At 74.0% G+C, this 14,485-nt stretch carries 14 protein-coding genes; 8 read left to right on the top strand and 6 right to left on the bottom strand.

All coding sequences use genetic code 11. From position 1 onward, the window contains the following. Nucleotides 1-6 precede the first annotated feature (6 nt). The gene (locus ACIPSC_RS21335; RefSeq protein ID WP_400827526.1) at nucleotides 7-870 is read right to left on the bottom strand and encodes an NAD(P)-dependent oxidoreductase; all 864 of its coding nucleotides are present in this window, start codon (nucleotides 868-870) and stop codon (nucleotides 7-9) included. 175 nt (nucleotides 871-1,045) lie between these two features. Here ACIPSC_RS21335 and ACIPSC_RS21330 point away from each other — a divergent pair, with 175 nt between their 5' ends. The 5 genes from ACIPSC_RS21330 (at nucleotide 1,046) to ACIPSC_RS21310 (ending at nucleotide 6,346) form a co-directional block, all read left to right on the top strand. After that, nucleotides 1,046-1,936: a helix-turn-helix transcriptional regulator gene (locus tag ACIPSC_RS21330; RefSeq protein ID WP_400827525.1), complete on the top strand. Its 891-nt coding sequence runs from the start codon at nucleotides 1,046-1,048 to the stop codon at nucleotides 1,934-1,936. Nucleotides 1,937-2,073: 137 nt separating this feature from the next. After that, a complete protein-coding gene (locus tag ACIPSC_RS21325; RefSeq protein ID WP_400827524.1) occupies nucleotides 2,074-2,337 on the top strand; it encodes a ferredoxin in 264 nt (87 codons plus the stop codon). Continuing rightward, a complete protein-coding gene (locus ACIPSC_RS21320) occupies nucleotides 2,334-3,728 on the top strand; it encodes an NAD(P)/FAD-dependent oxidoreductase (protein ID WP_400827523.1) in 1,395 nt (464 codons plus the stop codon). Before ACIPSC_RS21325 ends, ACIPSC_RS21320 begins: the two co-directional genes overlap by 4 nt. Nucleotides 3,729-3,808: 80 nt before the next feature. Then, nucleotides 3,809-5,047, top strand: a complete 1,239-nt coding sequence (locus tag ACIPSC_RS21315; protein ID WP_400827521.1) for a cytochrome P450 — start codon at nucleotides 3,809-3,811, stop codon at nucleotides 5,045-5,047. 696 nt (nucleotides 5,048-5,743) lie between these two features. Continuing rightward, nucleotides 5,744-6,346: a hypothetical protein gene (locus ACIPSC_RS21310; RefSeq protein ID WP_400827520.1), complete on the top strand. Its 603-nt coding sequence runs from the start codon at nucleotides 5,744-5,746 to the stop codon at nucleotides 6,344-6,346. 731 nt (nucleotides 6,347-7,077) lie between these two features. Here the strand turns inward: ACIPSC_RS21310 and ACIPSC_RS21305 are convergent. Continuing rightward, nucleotides 7,078-7,551, bottom strand: a complete 474-nt coding sequence (locus ACIPSC_RS21305) for a MarR family winged helix-turn-helix transcriptional regulator (RefSeq protein ID WP_400827518.1) — start codon at nucleotides 7,549-7,551, stop codon at nucleotides 7,078-7,080. Between the two features lie 185 nt (nucleotides 7,552-7,736). Between ACIPSC_RS21305 and ACIPSC_RS21300 the strand changes: the two genes are divergently transcribed. Then, nucleotides 7,737-8,969: an MFS transporter gene (locus tag ACIPSC_RS21300; protein WP_400827517.1), complete on the top strand. Its 1,233-nt coding sequence runs from the start codon at nucleotides 7,737-7,739 to the stop codon at nucleotides 8,967-8,969. 137 nt (nucleotides 8,970-9,106) lie between these two features. On the opposite strand, the gene ACIPSC_RS21295 is transcribed toward ACIPSC_RS21300, so the two are convergent. From ACIPSC_RS21295 to ACIPSC_RS21280, 4 genes are read right to left on the bottom strand one after another with little or no spacing between them, the layout of a single operon-like run. Beyond that, nucleotides 9,107-9,358, bottom strand: a complete 252-nt coding sequence (locus tag ACIPSC_RS21295; protein ID WP_400827515.1) for a type II toxin-antitoxin system RelE/ParE family toxin — start codon at nucleotides 9,356-9,358, stop codon at nucleotides 9,107-9,109. After that, nucleotides 9,355-9,612, bottom strand: a complete 258-nt coding sequence (locus tag ACIPSC_RS21290; protein WP_400827513.1) for a type II toxin-antitoxin system Phd/YefM family antitoxin — start codon at nucleotides 9,610-9,612, stop codon at nucleotides 9,355-9,357. Before ACIPSC_RS21290 ends, ACIPSC_RS21295 begins: the two co-directional genes overlap by 4 nt. 55 nt (nucleotides 9,613-9,667) lie before the next feature. After that, complete coding sequence (locus tag ACIPSC_RS21285; protein ID WP_400827512.1) at nucleotides 9,668-10,297, bottom strand: HAAS signaling domain-containing protein; 630 nt, start codon at nucleotides 10,295-10,297, stop codon at nucleotides 9,668-9,670. Continuing rightward, a complete protein-coding gene (locus ACIPSC_RS21280) occupies nucleotides 10,294-10,674 on the bottom strand; it encodes a PadR family transcriptional regulator (protein WP_400827511.1) in 381 nt (126 codons plus the stop codon). Before ACIPSC_RS21280 ends, ACIPSC_RS21285 begins: the two co-directional genes overlap by 4 nt. Nucleotides 10,675-11,070: 396 nt before the next feature. Here ACIPSC_RS21280 and ACIPSC_RS21275 point away from each other — a divergent pair, with 396 nt between their 5' ends. Both ACIPSC_RS21275 and ACIPSC_RS21270 read left to right on the top strand, forming a co-directional pair. Next, nucleotides 11,071-11,442 carry a hypothetical protein gene (locus ACIPSC_RS21275; protein ID WP_400827510.1) on the top strand — a complete coding sequence of 124 codons (372 nt, stop codon included), beginning with the start codon at nucleotides 11,071-11,073 and terminating at the stop codon, nucleotides 11,440-11,442. Then, nucleotides 11,439-14,273 (top strand): NACHT domain-containing protein, encoded by a 2,835-nt coding sequence (locus ACIPSC_RS21270; RefSeq protein ID WP_400827509.1) that lies wholly within the window; start codon nucleotides 11,439-11,441, stop codon nucleotides 14,271-14,273. Before ACIPSC_RS21275 ends, ACIPSC_RS21270 begins: the two co-directional genes overlap by 4 nt. Nucleotides 14,274-14,485 lie beyond the last annotated feature (212 nt).

Below are 14,485 nucleotides of genomic sequence, written 5' to 3'. Positions count from 1 at the left end.
GAATCGTCAGCGTGCGGCCGTGGGGTTGACGGTGCTCCAGTCCTCGTGGGCGCGGCCCTCGGCGAGGGCGGTGGTGAAGAGGGAGAGGACGCCATCGAGGAGGGGGTGGCGGTCCTGGCCGGCTCCGTCGGCCATGCGGGCCGCGTAGGAGAGGTCCTTGTGGGCCCAGGCGGCGGAGAAGTTGAGCGGCTCGGGCGGGGTGAGGTAGCTGTCCCAGGCGAGTCGGGTGACCACGCCTCCGGGGCGGTCGAGCAGGGCCTCGCCGACCTGGTGCGGGTCCAGACCGGCCGCCTCGGCCAGCCGCAGGGCCTCGCCGAACCCCGCCAGGTGGACGGCCTGCAGGGCGTTGAGGACCAGCTTGAAGCGGGTGCCCGCGCCGGCCGGGCCGAAGTGCCGCACGTCACGGGCGATCGCGTCGAACACCGGCTGCAGGGCGGGCAGGCCGTCCGCGTCGCCGCCGGCGAGCAGGACCAGGGTCCCGGTGCGGGCGGCGACGGCTCCGCCGGTGAGCGGCATGTCGTAGAAGGGCAGGCCCTGCTGCATGCACCGGGCGGCGAGGTCCTCGATCCGGTCGACCGACAGGGTCGCGGAGGCGATGAGCACGGTCGTGCTGCGGGCGCCGGCCAGGATACCGTCAGGGCCCTGCCACACGGCGCGGGAGGAGGCGTCGTCGGCGGTCACCTCGAAGACGACGTCGGCGCGGGCCGCGGCCTCGGCCGGGGTGGCCGCCACGGTGGCTCCCGCGTCGGCGAGTTCGGCGGCCCTGGCCGGGGTGCGGTTCCAAACGGTCACCGTGTGCCCGTGCTTCAGGAGGTTCTCGGCCATGCCCCGGCCCATGATCCCGAGCCCCACCACTGCAACGTTCGCCATCTCCGTGCTCCCTTTCACCCGGTTCCGTCCGGCGACCGCCCGGTTGAGCGGTTCGGCGCCGTCGGGGACCAGTCTGCGCAGCCGGGCCGCCACTCGGGGACACCCTCCGAAGGGGGGCCCTCGCAGGGCCCCCGGGGCGCCTCCCGGCCGGCTGAGTGATCGTCATAATCATCAGGTGGACATCGACAAGGCACCCGGGCTGGGAGAGTTCCTGCGGACGCGGCGGGCCAGGGTCACGCCCGAGCAGGCCGGACTGCCGGCGACCACCGGGCGCCGGCGCACGACGGGCCTGCGCCGCGAGGAGGTGGCGCTGCTCGCGGGCGTGAGCATCGAGTACTACCGGCGGCTGGAGCAGGGCAAGCAGCACCGGCCGGGTGCGGCGGTCCTCGCGGCGGTCGGCCGGGTGCTGCGGCTGGACGAGGACGAGCAGCGCCACCTCGCCGAGCTGGCCAGGGCGCCCCGGCCGGGCGCGGCCGCGGGCTCCCGGGCGGCGGCGCCCTCGCGCGCGCTGCGCCCGGACGTGCTGCGCATGCTGGACATCGTCGACCCCTGCCCCGCGTACGTGCTCAGCCGGGCCAACGACCTGCTGGCGGCCAACGCGCGCGGCCTGCTCCTGCTGCCCGGCATCGAGGAGTGGCCCGAGGCGCGCCGCAACACCGCCCGGTACACCTTCCTGCACCCTGCCGCGCGCAGCCTGTACGGGAACTGGGAGGACGTCGCCGCGGCCACGGTGGCCCATCTGCGCGCGGCGGCCGGGCGGTACCCGGATGCACCCGACGTCACCGGGTTGGTGGGTGAACTCGTCGTCAAGAGCGAGGAGTTCGCGGCCCTGTGGCAGCGCTACGAGGTGCGCAGCCGCACCAGCGGGCGCAAGCACTTCACCCATCCGGGCACCGGGACGATGACGCTGGGCTACGAGGCGTACGAGGTCGCCCGCACCGACGGCCACCGGCTGATCGTCTACCAGGCCGAGCCGGGCAGTCCGGACCACGACGCGATGCTCCTGCTGGGGCACGTGGGCGACGCGCGCCTGGGCACCACACGCGTGGGCGACGCGCACGTGTGACGCCGGCCCCCGCAGCCGGCCCCCGCCGCGGGCCGCCACGGCCTGGGTCACTCGATGGGGGTCTTCGGCGGGCGGGGGCGGGCGGGGTGGCGGAGGCTGACGTGGACGGTGACCGCGTTGGTGAGGGTGGTGCCCCGGTGAGGGTGGTCGTTGATCTCAATCGTTGCCAGGGGTACGCGCAGTGCGCGTTCCTGGCGCCCGACGTCTTCCGGATGCACGGGGACGAGGCGCTGCTCTACGTCCCGCAGGCCGGGGCCGAGCAGCGGGAGCGGCTCGTGCAGGCGGTCGCGGCCTGTCCGGTGCAGGCGATCCTCCTCGACGACGGGCAGGACGAGCCGCGCACGCTGCCCTCCGGTGCGCTCGCCGACGGCGCCGGCGGCCACGGGGGTGGTGGGCGGTGAACCGGGACGGCTGGCTGGAGGAGCTGCGGCGCGAGGGCCGCATCGTGATCGTGGGCGCTTCCCTGGCCGGGCTGCGGGCGGCGGAGACGCTGCGGGACAAGGGCTTCGCGGGGCCGCTGACGGTGGTCGGCGACGAGCCGTACGGCCCGTACGACCGGCCGCCGCTGTCCAAGCAGGTGCTGCTGGGCCTGGCGTCCGCCGAGCAGACCGCGCTGCCGCGCCGGCGGGAGGTGGACGCGCAGTGGCGGCTGGGCAACGCGGCGACCGGGCTGGACATGGCCGCGCGGCGGGTGCGGCTGGCCGACGGCGACGAGGTGGAGTACGACCGGCTGCTGATCGCGACCGGGGTGCGGGCCCGCCCCTGGCCGTTCGAGGCGCAGGCCGCCCTGGACGGCGTGTTCGTGCTGCGCGGTCGCGACGACGCGGCCGCGCTGGGGCGCCGGCTGGAGGCGGGGCCGCGCCGGGTGCTGGTGATCGGCGCCGGGTTCACCGGTTCGGAGATCGCCTCCGCGTGCCGGGAGCGCGGCCTGCCCGTCACCGTCGCCGAGCGCGGGTCGGCGCCGCTGGTGGGTGCGCTGGGCGGGGTGATCGGCGACGTGGCCTCCCGGATGCACCTCGACGCCGGGGTCGACCTGCGGTGCTCGGTCACCGTCACCGCCCTGGAGGGTGACGCGTCGGGCCGGGTCCGCTCGGCGGCCCTGTCGGACGGCACGAGCGTCGAGGCGGACGTCGTGGTCGTCTCCCTCGGGGCGATCCGCAACACCGACTGGCTCGCCGGTTCGGGGCTGGGCGCCGGCCCGCGCGGGATCGCCTGCGACGCCGGCTGCCGGGCGTTCGACGTGCGCGGCATCGTCACCGACGACGTGTTCGTGGCCGGCGACGTGGCGCGGTCGCCGCACCCGCTGTTCGGCTACCAGTTCCTCTCCCTGGAGCACTGGGGCAACGCCGTCGCACAGGCGGAGATCGCCGCGCACAACATGATCAGCGCCGCTCCGCAGCGGTTGCCGCACCTGTGGGTGCCGGCGTTCTGGTCCTCCCAGTTCGGGGTGAACATCAAGTCGGTCGGGGTGCCGTCGATGGGTGAGGAGATCATGGTCACCCAGGGGTCGCTCGCCGAGCGGCGCTTCACCGCCGTCTACGGGCACCAGGGGCGGGTGATCGGCGCGGTCACCTTCGACCACGGCCGCTGGCTCCCGTTCTACGAGGACCTGATCGAGCGCACCGCGCCGTTCCCGCCCGCGTTCCCGACCATGGACCGGCCCCGGGAGGGCGGCGAGCCGCGCCCGGCCGGCTTCCCCGACCCGTCCGTGCCCACGCACGGCCCCACGGTCACTGTCAGCGGTTACTCCCCGGCCGACCGGACCGTCGGCTTCACCCCCGGCCGGGCCTGACCGGCACTCGGGGCCTGTCTTGTGGACCAGGCCCCGCCCACGCGACGCGCGCGGTGCCCCACGAACCCGAGGACCCCCCGATGACCGACCTCTCGCTGCTGCAGCAGATCACCGACTACTCCAACCGCCACAACCCGTACCCGCTGTACGAGCGGCTGCGCGAGAAGCCGGTCCACCACGACGAGACCGGCGCCTACGCGGTCGGCGGCTACCACGAGGTGCTCGCGCTGCTCCACGATCCGCGGGTCAGCTCCGAGCGCCGCTACCGGACGGCGTCCGCCACCGTGCTGTCCGGGCAGGGGGACGACGACGACGGCGGGACGCTGCCGCCGAACTTCCTGCGGCTCGACCCGCCCGAGCACGACCGGCTGCGGGCCATCACCAACCGCCCGTTCGGCCCGCCGCACAGCCCCCGCCGCATCGACGGGATGCGCGGCGAGCTGCGGACCATCGTCACCGACCTGATCGACGCCCTGGGCGGCGACGAGATCGACCTGGTCGAGCGCTTCTCCTACCCGTTCCCGGTGACCGTGATCTGCCGTCTGCTGGGCGTCCCCCGAGAGGACGAGAGCCGCTTCCACAGCTGGGCCGACACCCTCGTCGCCACCCTCGACCCGCAGCCCGACCAGGACGACGCCGAACGCGACCGCGTCGCCCAGCAGGCCCGCATCGAGCTCGGCCTCTACCTGAACGGCCTGATCGAGGAGCGCCGCAAGAAGCCCGGCGACGACATGCTCTCCCAACTCGCCACCGCTGACAGCCCCGAGGGCAGGCTGAGCAACATGGACGTGCTCAGCACCGCCGCGCTCCTGCTCATCGCCGGCCACGAGACGACCGTCAACCTGATCACCAACGGCATGCTCACCCTGCTGCGCCACCCGGAGGTGCTGGAGCGGCTGCGCGCCGACGCGCGGCTGGCGGTGCCGCTGGTGGAGGAGTTGCTGCGGTACGAGCCGCCGGTGCAGATGCTGCCCAGCCGCACGCCGATCACCGACATCGAGGTCGCCGGCACGACCATCCCCAAGGGGTCCGCGCTCTGGCTGATGCTGGCCGCCGGCAACCGCGACCCGAAGCGGTTCGCGGACCCGGACCGCTTCGACCCCGACCGGGTGGACATCCAGCACCTGGGCCTGGGCAGCGGCATCCACAGCTGCTTCGGGGCGCCGCTGGCCCGGCTGGAGGCGCAGCTGGCGCTGTCCGAGCTCGCCCGCCGGCTGGAGCGGCCGCGGCTGGTGGAGGACCCGCCGCCGTACCGCACCAACGCGGTGCTGCGCGGTCCCCGGCAGCTGCGGATCGCGATCGACGGCGTCCGGCCGTAGGGGTCGTCGGGCGCCGGTGAACCGGTTGGCACCGTCGGGCTTGGCGCCGGGTTCGGGCCCTCCCCGGCGCTGCTTTCCGTCACTGTGGCCGTGGGTGACTGTTCGTCAGGCCGGTGGGGGCGTGGGCGGGCGGCTCGTGGGCGGGGTGGCCCCGAACGCCCCGCCGGAGCGGCGGGGCGAAGCAGCGGGAGCGGGAAGTCCCTCAACTTCCCACTCCCGCCCGCATCACGGCCGGGAGGGCGACCCGGACGCATCGGCCGGGCCGACTCCCCGCACGTCGGCGCCGCCCCCTACGGCGGCCCCGCCATCAGAGCCAGGTGCTGTAGCCCTGGTTGGAAATGGGACGGAGATCGAGGACCGGCAGACCACCCTGGCGTTCCTCGGTGAACTGCCTTCCACGGTGGTGCCGTTGCTGCGGTCGGTGCCGGCCGGCCCGGCGGCGTCGCGGCCCGCGCTCCTGCCGGCCCGTAGCCGGCCGGCGAGCACCTCCTCGCCGTCTCGCGTGATGCCCGCCGACCGGAGCACTCTCGACAGGGCGGGAGCGTACATGTTCCGGCCAAGTTGAGTCCTTCACAGTCAGAACATCGGATATGCGCATGATCTCCACACTAGGGTGAGGCCCGCCCCGCCGCTCGGCCCTTTCCCCTCCCCGCGGGCATCAAGCATGCCCGCCGCCAGGACTGGAGTGAACCGATCATGCATCCTCGTCACCTGTGGAAGCGCCTCGCCGGCGCGGTCGTCCGCCGCGGCATCGGCGCCACCATCGGCGCCCTCGCGCTCATCGCCTCGTTCGTCCTCGCGGGCACCGCCACCGGCACGTCGAGCGCGGCCGCCCAGCCGGCCAACCTCAGCAGCGGCGGCCAGTGGGCCTGCTCCGGCGCCGCCATCCCGGACGGATACGTCAACACCGCCTACAACAAGGACGGCTGCAGCGGCTGGGGCTCGTGGTGGCAGCAGCCGGACGCGGACGGGCTCTACAGCTGCGGCGGCTCCCCGATCTACTCGGGGTACGTCCTCACCGACTACCTGAGCTACGGCTGCAACGGGATGGGCGCCTGGCAGCACAGCCTCGCCAAGGACGGGATCTGGACCTGCGGCGGCTCCCCGATCGTCCCGGGCTACGTCGTGACCGGCTACGTGGTCCCCGGCTGCCACGGGGTCGGCTCCTGGTACCACCAGGTCGCGAAGGTGGGCCTGCTCGTCTGCTCCAACTCGCCGATCCCGGCGGGCTACTTCGCGGGCGCCCGCTGGGGCTTCGGCTGCAGCGGCTTCGGCGGCTACTACCTCGGCCACTACTGATCCCACCGACCGGTGCGCCGGGGGCGGCGCACGACGCGCGGCACCCCCGGCGCACCGCCCTGGCAGACGGCCGCGCCCCGGACGAGGCGACCGAACGCCACCGCAGGCCGAGGACGAGGACCGCCAGGATCCGATGGACGGCTTCGACCGGTCTGCGCCGATCTTCCCCCCGGGTCCTCGTCCCTCTCCCGCCCGTGTGGCGGATCCAGTAGCGACGCCGTGCAGACAGAGCCTCGGGTGGCTACGTCAAGTCGCCCGAAATGGGACGGAGTTCCTGCCAGAACCGTGTCGACCAAGATCACTGTTCGGCCAGGACCTCCGTGCGTGCTCAGTCTGTCATCTCTCGCGAGGTTGTGGTTTCCGCAGGGCTCTTCGCGCCCGGCCATCTCGGCGAGTTGACCCGGATCGTCCCGTTCGAGATGGTCGACGAGGCGCTCGCGCAGACCGGCACCCTGTATCGATCCCGACCGGGCCAGCTTCACCATTGCCCTGAACACCGCCCGCGACCTGGTCATCCAGGCCGCGGGTGTCATCGCGGACACCGTCATCGACCTCGTCGGCACCATCGGCCGACGAGTCCTGGCCGGCCTCATGCCCAACCGGCGCATCCGCAGGCTCTATCTACACGGCGTTGAATCCAGACCTGGAAGCGTCCGGGCACCCTCCATTGCGTGCATGCCTCTCGACACGCCGTGCAGGCTTGCGGGTGGCGCCCGGCCGGGTGGTTGCGTTCAGGACCGCGGGGGTGCGGGCGAGGGGTCCGCCGCTTCGACGGCCTTGACCATGGGTGCCAGTTCGGGGTTGCGAGCGGCGTCGTCGAGCGCCTCGCGCAGGGCGGCGTCGTTGGTCGGCCGGGCCTGTTCCAGCAGTTCCAGGCCCGCCGGGCTCACGTCGGTATAGATGCCGCGGCGGTCGGTGGGGCACAGGTAGCGGGCGAGCAGGCCGCGGTCCTCCAGCCGGGTGACCAGGCGGGTGGTGGCGCTCTTGCTGAGAACGACCGCGTCGGCGACCTGGTTCATCTGCAGGTGCCCGCCCACGCCGTCGTGCTGGCGGCTGAGCACGTCGAGCAGCGCATACTCGCGCACGCTCAGGTCGTGCCGGGACTGCAGGGCCCGCTCGATGTGCGCCTCGATCCGGCCGTGCAGGAGGGAGAGGGCGGCCCAGCCGCTGGCGAGGGCGGTCAGCGCGGGGTCCGTGGCAGTCATGGGCGCGGGCCTCCTTCCGGGGACGGCGCCGGGGGGCGACGTCGGTGGACATCCGGGGACGCCCGGGGACGACAGGAGTCCAGGGTACGCCCCACCCGGAAATAACCGCGATGGACAATATGGCGCGCGTGCAACTATTGTCGAAGCACGTAAGACGCAGTAGCAATCGCATGGAAGGTCGCGTCATGCCCCTCGCGCTCCTCGCCCTGGCCATCGGAGCCTTCGGGATCGGCACCACCGAGTTCGTCATCATGGGCCTGCTGCCCGAGATCGCCGGCGACTACGGCGTGTCCATCCCCAGCGCCGGACTCCTGGTCACCGGCTACGCCGTCGGCGTCGTCCTCGGCGCTCCGCTGATGACGGTGCTCGGCACCAGAACCGGCCGCAAGACGATGCTGATGCTGCTGATGGGCCTGTTCACCGTCGGCAACCTGCTCTCCGCACTCGCCCCGAGCCTGGGAGTGATGCTCGCCGGGCGCATCGTCGCCTCACTCGCCCACGGCGCGTTCTTCGGCATCGGCGCGGTCGTCGCCGCCGACCTGGTCGCCCCGCAGAAGAAGGCCGGCGCCATCGCCACCATGTTCACCGGGCTCACCGTCGCCAACATCGTCGGCGTGCCACTGGGCACCTTCGTCGGCCAGACCTTCGGCTGGCGCACCACCTTCGCCGGCGTCGCCGCGCTCGGGGTGGTCGGCCTGCTCGGCGTCGCCAGGCTGGTACCCGCCGTCCCGCGCCCGCAGGGCGCCCACCTGCGCCGGGAGCTGACCGCGTTCCGCAACCCGCAGGTGCTGCTCGCGATGGCGATGACCGTCCTCGGCTTCGGCGGCGTCTTCGCCGCGATCACCTACATCGCCCCGATGATGACCCACGTCGCCGGCTACTCCGACGGCGCGGTCACCTGGCTGCTGGTGCTGTTCGGCGTCGGCATGTTCCTGGGCAACCTGATCGGCGGCCGGTTCGCCGACCGCAATCTGATGCCGCTGCTGTACGTCACGCTCGGCGGACTCGCCCTCGTGCTGGCGCTGTTCACCCTCACCGCCCACCACAAGGCCATGGCCGCGGTCACCGTCCTGCTGGTCGGCGGGCTCGGCTTCGCCACCGTCCCGCCGCTGCAGAAGCGCGTCCTCGACCAGGCGCACGGCGCCCCCACCCTGGCCTCGGCCGTGAACATCGGCGCGTTCAACCTCGGCAACGCGCTGGCGGCCTGGCTCGGCGGGACCGTCATCTCCGCCGGCCTCGGCTACACCGCCCCGAACTGGGTCGGCGCCCTGCTCGCCGCCTCCGCCCTCGCCCTCGCCCTCTGGTCCGCCGCCCTGGAACGCCGCACCCCAGCCCGCGGGGCCACCGGCAGGGCCACGCAGGAGGCCGCCGGGCGCGAGGCCGCCGGCCGCCCCGCTCCGGTCCCCGCCCACCACTGAGCCCCCTTCACGCCGGCCCGGGGCGCTGCGCCCCGGGCCGGGGGGAAAGGGGTGAACGGGGCCGTGAAGGGACCGGGCGGGCCCGACGGCCACACCGCCCAGACCATCCCCGGCCCACTTTGTCCGACGCCGGACGGTCAGCCGATGCGGCCGAGGTGGATCACAACGATGGTGACGGTGGTCCCGGTGATCTCGTACAGCACGCGGTGGCGTCCGATGTGCATCCTGCGCAGGTCGGGCGAGCCGCACTCCGCAGTGCCTGCCGGGCGTGGGGAGTCGGCGAGCAGGTCGACGGCGTCCATGACCTGCCGCAGGCCCTCGGGGTCGTCGTTGAGGAACCGGGCGGCGGCGTTGACGGCCGGCTCGTCCCAGATGATCGTGCAGCTCAAGCGGAGGGCCCCAGGCCGAGCCGGGCGCGGACCTGCTCGTGCGGCACGCCCGTCGTCTCGCCCGCCGCCTGCCGCACCCGGTACTGGGCCAGGGCGAGGGCGTCCTCCAGCTCGGCGAGCTCCTGGGGGTTGATGAGGACCGCGGCGGGCTGGCCGTGGTCGGTGATGGTGATGCGCTCGCGGGCGTGGGAAGCACGCCGCACCAGCGACCCCAGGCATGCCCGGGCCTCCGTGATCGGCAGGGTGTCACTCATGTACAGAACTGTACACTTCCCGCTTCTTCTGTACTGGAGATCGCCGGGCCGGGTGTCATGCGGTCAGGGTGGCGGCGGTGCGCAGGCGGGTGGCGGAGCGGGACAGGCGCAGTGCCGCGACGGGGGTGGGGCAGAAGCCCACCGCGCAGGCGACGAGGACGCCGGCGGGGCTCAGGCCGTGGGAGGAGGACACGGCGACGACGCCGGCGGCCAGCGGGGTGAGCAGGAGCGGGCTGAGCAGGAGCAGGGTGGCCTGCGTCTTCTCCCGGCGGGTCCACTGGGCGGACTTCGCGACCCTGACGGCGGCGGCGACGGCGGTGACCAGGGCGAGGACGGGCCCGATCGCGGGGACGAGGAGCAGCGGCAGCGGCAGGACGGCGAGGAGGAGGGTGAGGGTGGTGCGGCGGGCGGTCTCGGGCTCGGGGCGGGGGCGGCCGTCCTCGGCGAGGGCGGCGTCGGCGATCCGGCGGGGGTCGCCGAGCTGCGCCAGGACGTGGCGGACGGCGTCCTCGTCGGCGGGGTCGTGCTCGGCGAGGGCGGTCTCGATGTGTTCGCGCAGGTCGGCGAGGAGTTCGTGGCGGCGTTCGGCGGGCAGGGGTGCGGTGCAGCGGTCGACGGCGTCGAGGTGGGCGCGGACCAGAGGATGCTCGGCGGGGTTGTTCACGGGGTTCACGGGGTCGTTCACGGGGTCTCTCCCGGGGTGAGGACGTGGTCGACGGCTTCGCGGAAGGCGGGCCACAGGGCGGTGAACTCCTCCAGTGCGGTGCGGCCGGCCTCGGTCAGGGTGTAGTAGCGGCGGGACGGTCCGCTGGCGGAGTCGCGCAGGAAGGTGTCGGCGAGTCCGGCGCGGCGCAGGCGGGACAGCAGGGGGTAGATCGTGCCCTGGCTGGTTGCCAGCATCGGGAAGCGGCCGAGTTCCTGCAGCAGTTCGACCCCGTAGCGCGGGCCGTCGCGCAGCAGTGCCAGGACGCAGTACTCCAGCACGCCTTTGCGCAGCTGGGTCGCGACCGGCCCGTCCGCTGCGTCCGCGCCGCCCTCGTGGTGTGCGATGCCAGGTACCATGCATGGCAATGTAGCAGGCGAAGCATGGTAGGTGGAGGGTCGACGCCCGGGGCGCATCGCGAGGAGCGGTGTTGCCGGAGGCCGGGGCCGACGCGAATGCGCCGCTCACCGCGCCGTGCGCAGTGGTCCCGCCGGCATCCGGGGACGGCAGGAGCCCGGGGCAGCCGCAGATCCGAACCGCCTTTTCCGGAGCTGCAGTTGGCGAGATCGGCAGCATTCAGCGGTCTCGGGGAATTCCCGGGCGCACGAACGGGTACGCGCCTAGAGTGGTGCCCCGGGCCCGGGGTCGTGGGCTCAGGTGGGGGCCACGACGGCGTGGTTGGTCATGCGGCTTGGTCAGGAGTGGTCGGGGTGGATCCGCTCGTGTTGGCGGCAGGTTCCGCGTTGGTCGGCGCCATGGCGACCGATGCCTGGCAGCAGGCGCGTTCGGCGACGGTGGCACTGTGGCACAGGGTCCGGCCGGAGCACGCCGACGAGGTGGGGAGCGACCTGGACGTCCTGCGCCGCCAGGTGCTGGCCGCCCGGGCGGCCGAGGACGCGGGCACCGAGGAGGCTCTGGCCGCGCCGTGGCGTCTGCAGCTCCAGCACCTCCTGCGCACCGTTCCGGGATTCGCCGAGGAGCTGCGCAGCCTCCTCGACGAGCACCTGCTGCCGGCGCTGCCCGCGCAGGGACAGGAGGGGTCCTCGGAGGTCGTGATGCGCGCGGAGGCCCATGACCACGCGCGGGTCTTCATGGCCGCCCGGGACCAGCACATCACGGGTGCATGAGCCTTCCGGGCGACGAGGCTCCCCCGCCGCACGTCACCCGGTTGGAGGCGTCCGCGCGCGGTCGCGCACGGGTCTTCCAGGCGGCCCGGGACATCAACATCAGCGTCAGGGCCGACCTGAGCACCCTGGTTGTCACGCTGGTCGTGCTCGGCGTGCTGCTGGTCCTCCTGCCCGGCGAACAGCCGGCCGGCGACCGGAGCGCACTCGTGCGGCACATCGCAGCGGCGAGTGCTCTCGCGGTGGTGGCGGCGCTCGCACTGCGGATCGGACGTCACCGGCGGCGCCGGGCCCGGTTGCGGAGCAGCCCGGAGCTGCGCCGGCGCCTCGCCGGGCAGCTGGACGAGGCCGCGGAGCGCCTGGCCCACGAGGTGCGCGCCCAGTGCGAGCGGGAGGAGGCCGCCCGCCGGCTCAACCACCCGCAGCCGCTCGCCGTGCACTGGCTCGCCTCGGCATCGCACTCGGACCACTGGGCCAACATCCGCGCGGGCCGGTCCGACGAACCACTCGACCTTTCGGGGGACCCCCGCACCGTCGCCGCCCTGTACGCCCGCGTGCCCTCCGGGCGCCTGCTCGTCCTCGGACCGGCCGGGAGCGGCAAGTCCGTCCTCGCCCACCGCCTGGTCCTGGACCACCTCGCCCAGCGGCAGTCCGGCGCCCCCGTCCCCGTGATCCTCCCGCTCGCCTCGTGGAACCCGACCGCGCAGAGCTTCGCCACGTGGGCGGTTCGGCGCCTGGCCACCGACCACCCGGCCCTGGCCGCGCCCAGTGTCGTCGGTGGCCGTCTCGCCGGGGAACTGCTCGCCGCCGGGCGGCTGCTGCTGGTCCTCGACGGCTTCGACGAGATCCGGCCCGGCGCTCGCTCCGTGGCGCTGAAGGCCTTGCGCAGGGAGCTGCGCCCGTCGGACCGCTTCGTCATGACCAGCCGGATCGACGAGTACGACGCGGCGAGCCGGGACACCGGCTCGGCGCTGCCGGGGACGGCGGCGCTGCAGCTGCAGGTCCTGCCGTTCGAGGAGGCGGCCCGCTACCTGCGCCACAGTGCCGGTACCGCGGCGGCCTCGGTCTGGGACCCGGTGCTCGCCCGACTCGCCGGGCCCCGGCCCGATCCGCAGGCCCGGACGGTGCGCGGGGCGCTGTCCACTCCCCTTGGGGTGGCCCTCGCACGGGCCGCCTACAGCGACACCGGACGCAGTCCCGCCGAACTGCTGGACCCCCGGCGGTTCCCGGACACCGCCGCGATCGAGCAGCACCTGCTGGACCAGTTGGTGCCCGCCCTCTACGCGGACCGGCCGGAGAAGACCCAGCGATACCTGTCCTACTTCGCCGCGCGGATGGAGTCCCGGGGTGAGCAGGAGTTGGCCTGGTGGCGGCTCGGGCGGGTGTCACAGGCCGTCGGCCGGGCGGTGGGCGCGGCGCTCGCACTCGGTGTGGCGGTCGGCGCCGTCCGGTACCTGCCGCTCGGAGCGGACCGGGTGGCCCTGTGGGCCGAGGTGTCCGATGCGGAGCTCCCCCTCTGGGCGGCGGGTGCGTCGGTGGCTCTGCTGTCCGTTCTCGGGCTCGTGTTCGCGGTGCCCGCCGCCCCGCGGCGCCTGCGGCGCCCGACGTCACCTGCGGAGTTCCTGCTGGTCGTGGTGGGCTCGCTCCTGTGCGGGGGTCTGGCCGCGGGCTTGGTCCTGGGCAGCTTCCTGGCGATCCCGGCGGCCTTGTTCGTCATCGCCCTCGGTCCCGGGATTCCGAGACAGGAAGCGACCACGACAGCCGGCGCCCGCGAGGCGCTGCGCGCCGACCGCCGGGCGACGGCGGCCTCGCTGGGACTCGTGAACATCGCCTGCGGCGGCCCCTGGGCGTGGCAGGCAGCCGGATTCTGCGGGCTGCCGGTCATCCTGCTGGCGGCACGGCAGCGCAGGGGCTACGCCGTGGAGGCGGGTGACTGGGCCGTCGCCACCGGCGCCACGGTCGTCGCCCTCGTGCTCCTCGGAGTGACGCTGTCGGCGTCGAGCGCCTACACCGCGGGCAGGATCTGGCCCTGGCTCACCTCGCGCCTCCCCTGGGACGTGGCCGGACTCGTGGACGTGGCCCACCGCCGCGGCATCCTGCGCCAGAACGGTGCGTCCTACCGGTTCGGCCACCTCAGCCTCCAGCAGCGCCTCGCCGCTCGGGGCGAATACGTGCCCATCCGCCGGGCCGTCCCTGCCGTCGCACCCCGACGGGCACACCGGGCCCTGCGGGTGGCCGGCCCGACAACGGTGGGCGCCCTCCTCTTCGTCGGTGCGAGCGGCATCAGCACCGTCGTGGAGCGTCTTCCGGCCCCACCGGGACCGCGCACCCTGCCCTCCGCGTGCACGCTGCTGACCGCCGCCGACTTCCAGCAGGTCCTGGGCGGAGACCTCGTCCAGGGGCAGTTCACGACGCATGCGCAGTGCGAGTGGTCGCACGAGCGCGACCCGGCCCGCGACTGGCCGAGCGTGTCCCTGGAGGTGGAAGCCCACGAACCCCTCCTGGGCGAGAACGGCACGCAGCGCGCGAAGTCGGACTTCGAGGGAACCGTCCAGTACCTGCTGGAGCCCAAGCCGTTCCCCTGGAGCTCGCGGCTGCTCCACCATGTGGTCGGGCTGGGCGACGAGGCCATCACGAAGGTGGGGGACACGGGCGTGGTGATCGTCAAGGCGCGGGCCGACAACCTGATCTTCGACCTCACCCTTGCCCCGGCCTCCACCGAAGGATCGTTCAGAACGGAGGCCGACACCCTGCACACTGCCGATCTCGCCGAGAGGCTCCTGTACGCCGCCCTCACCCGGCTCGGCCCACCCGACGTCCCGCCGGCGGGTTGAGTGCGGGACGGGCTCCCGGTCGGCCGGGTGCCCCCGTCCACGACGACGCCGCGGGGCCACCCCGCTTCCTGTGGTGCCTGTACGTGTGGTGCACGGCCGCCGGCCCCGGGGGGGGGGGCCCCGGCCGGGGGGGGGGGGGGGGGGGGGGGGGGGGGGGGGTGTGAGGGTGGGAGGTGCACGGGGGGGCGCGGGGGGCGCCCGGGGCGGGCGTT

It is taken from the genome of Kitasatospora sp. NPDC090091, from assembly GCF_044747365.1.
In the GTDB taxonomy this organism is placed as follows: domain Bacteria; phylum Actinomycetota; class Actinomycetes; order Streptomycetales; family Streptomycetaceae; genus Kitasatospora.
The sequence above is the reverse complement of the archived record's forward strand: the minus strand, read 5'-3'. Positions and strand labels throughout refer to the sequence as shown.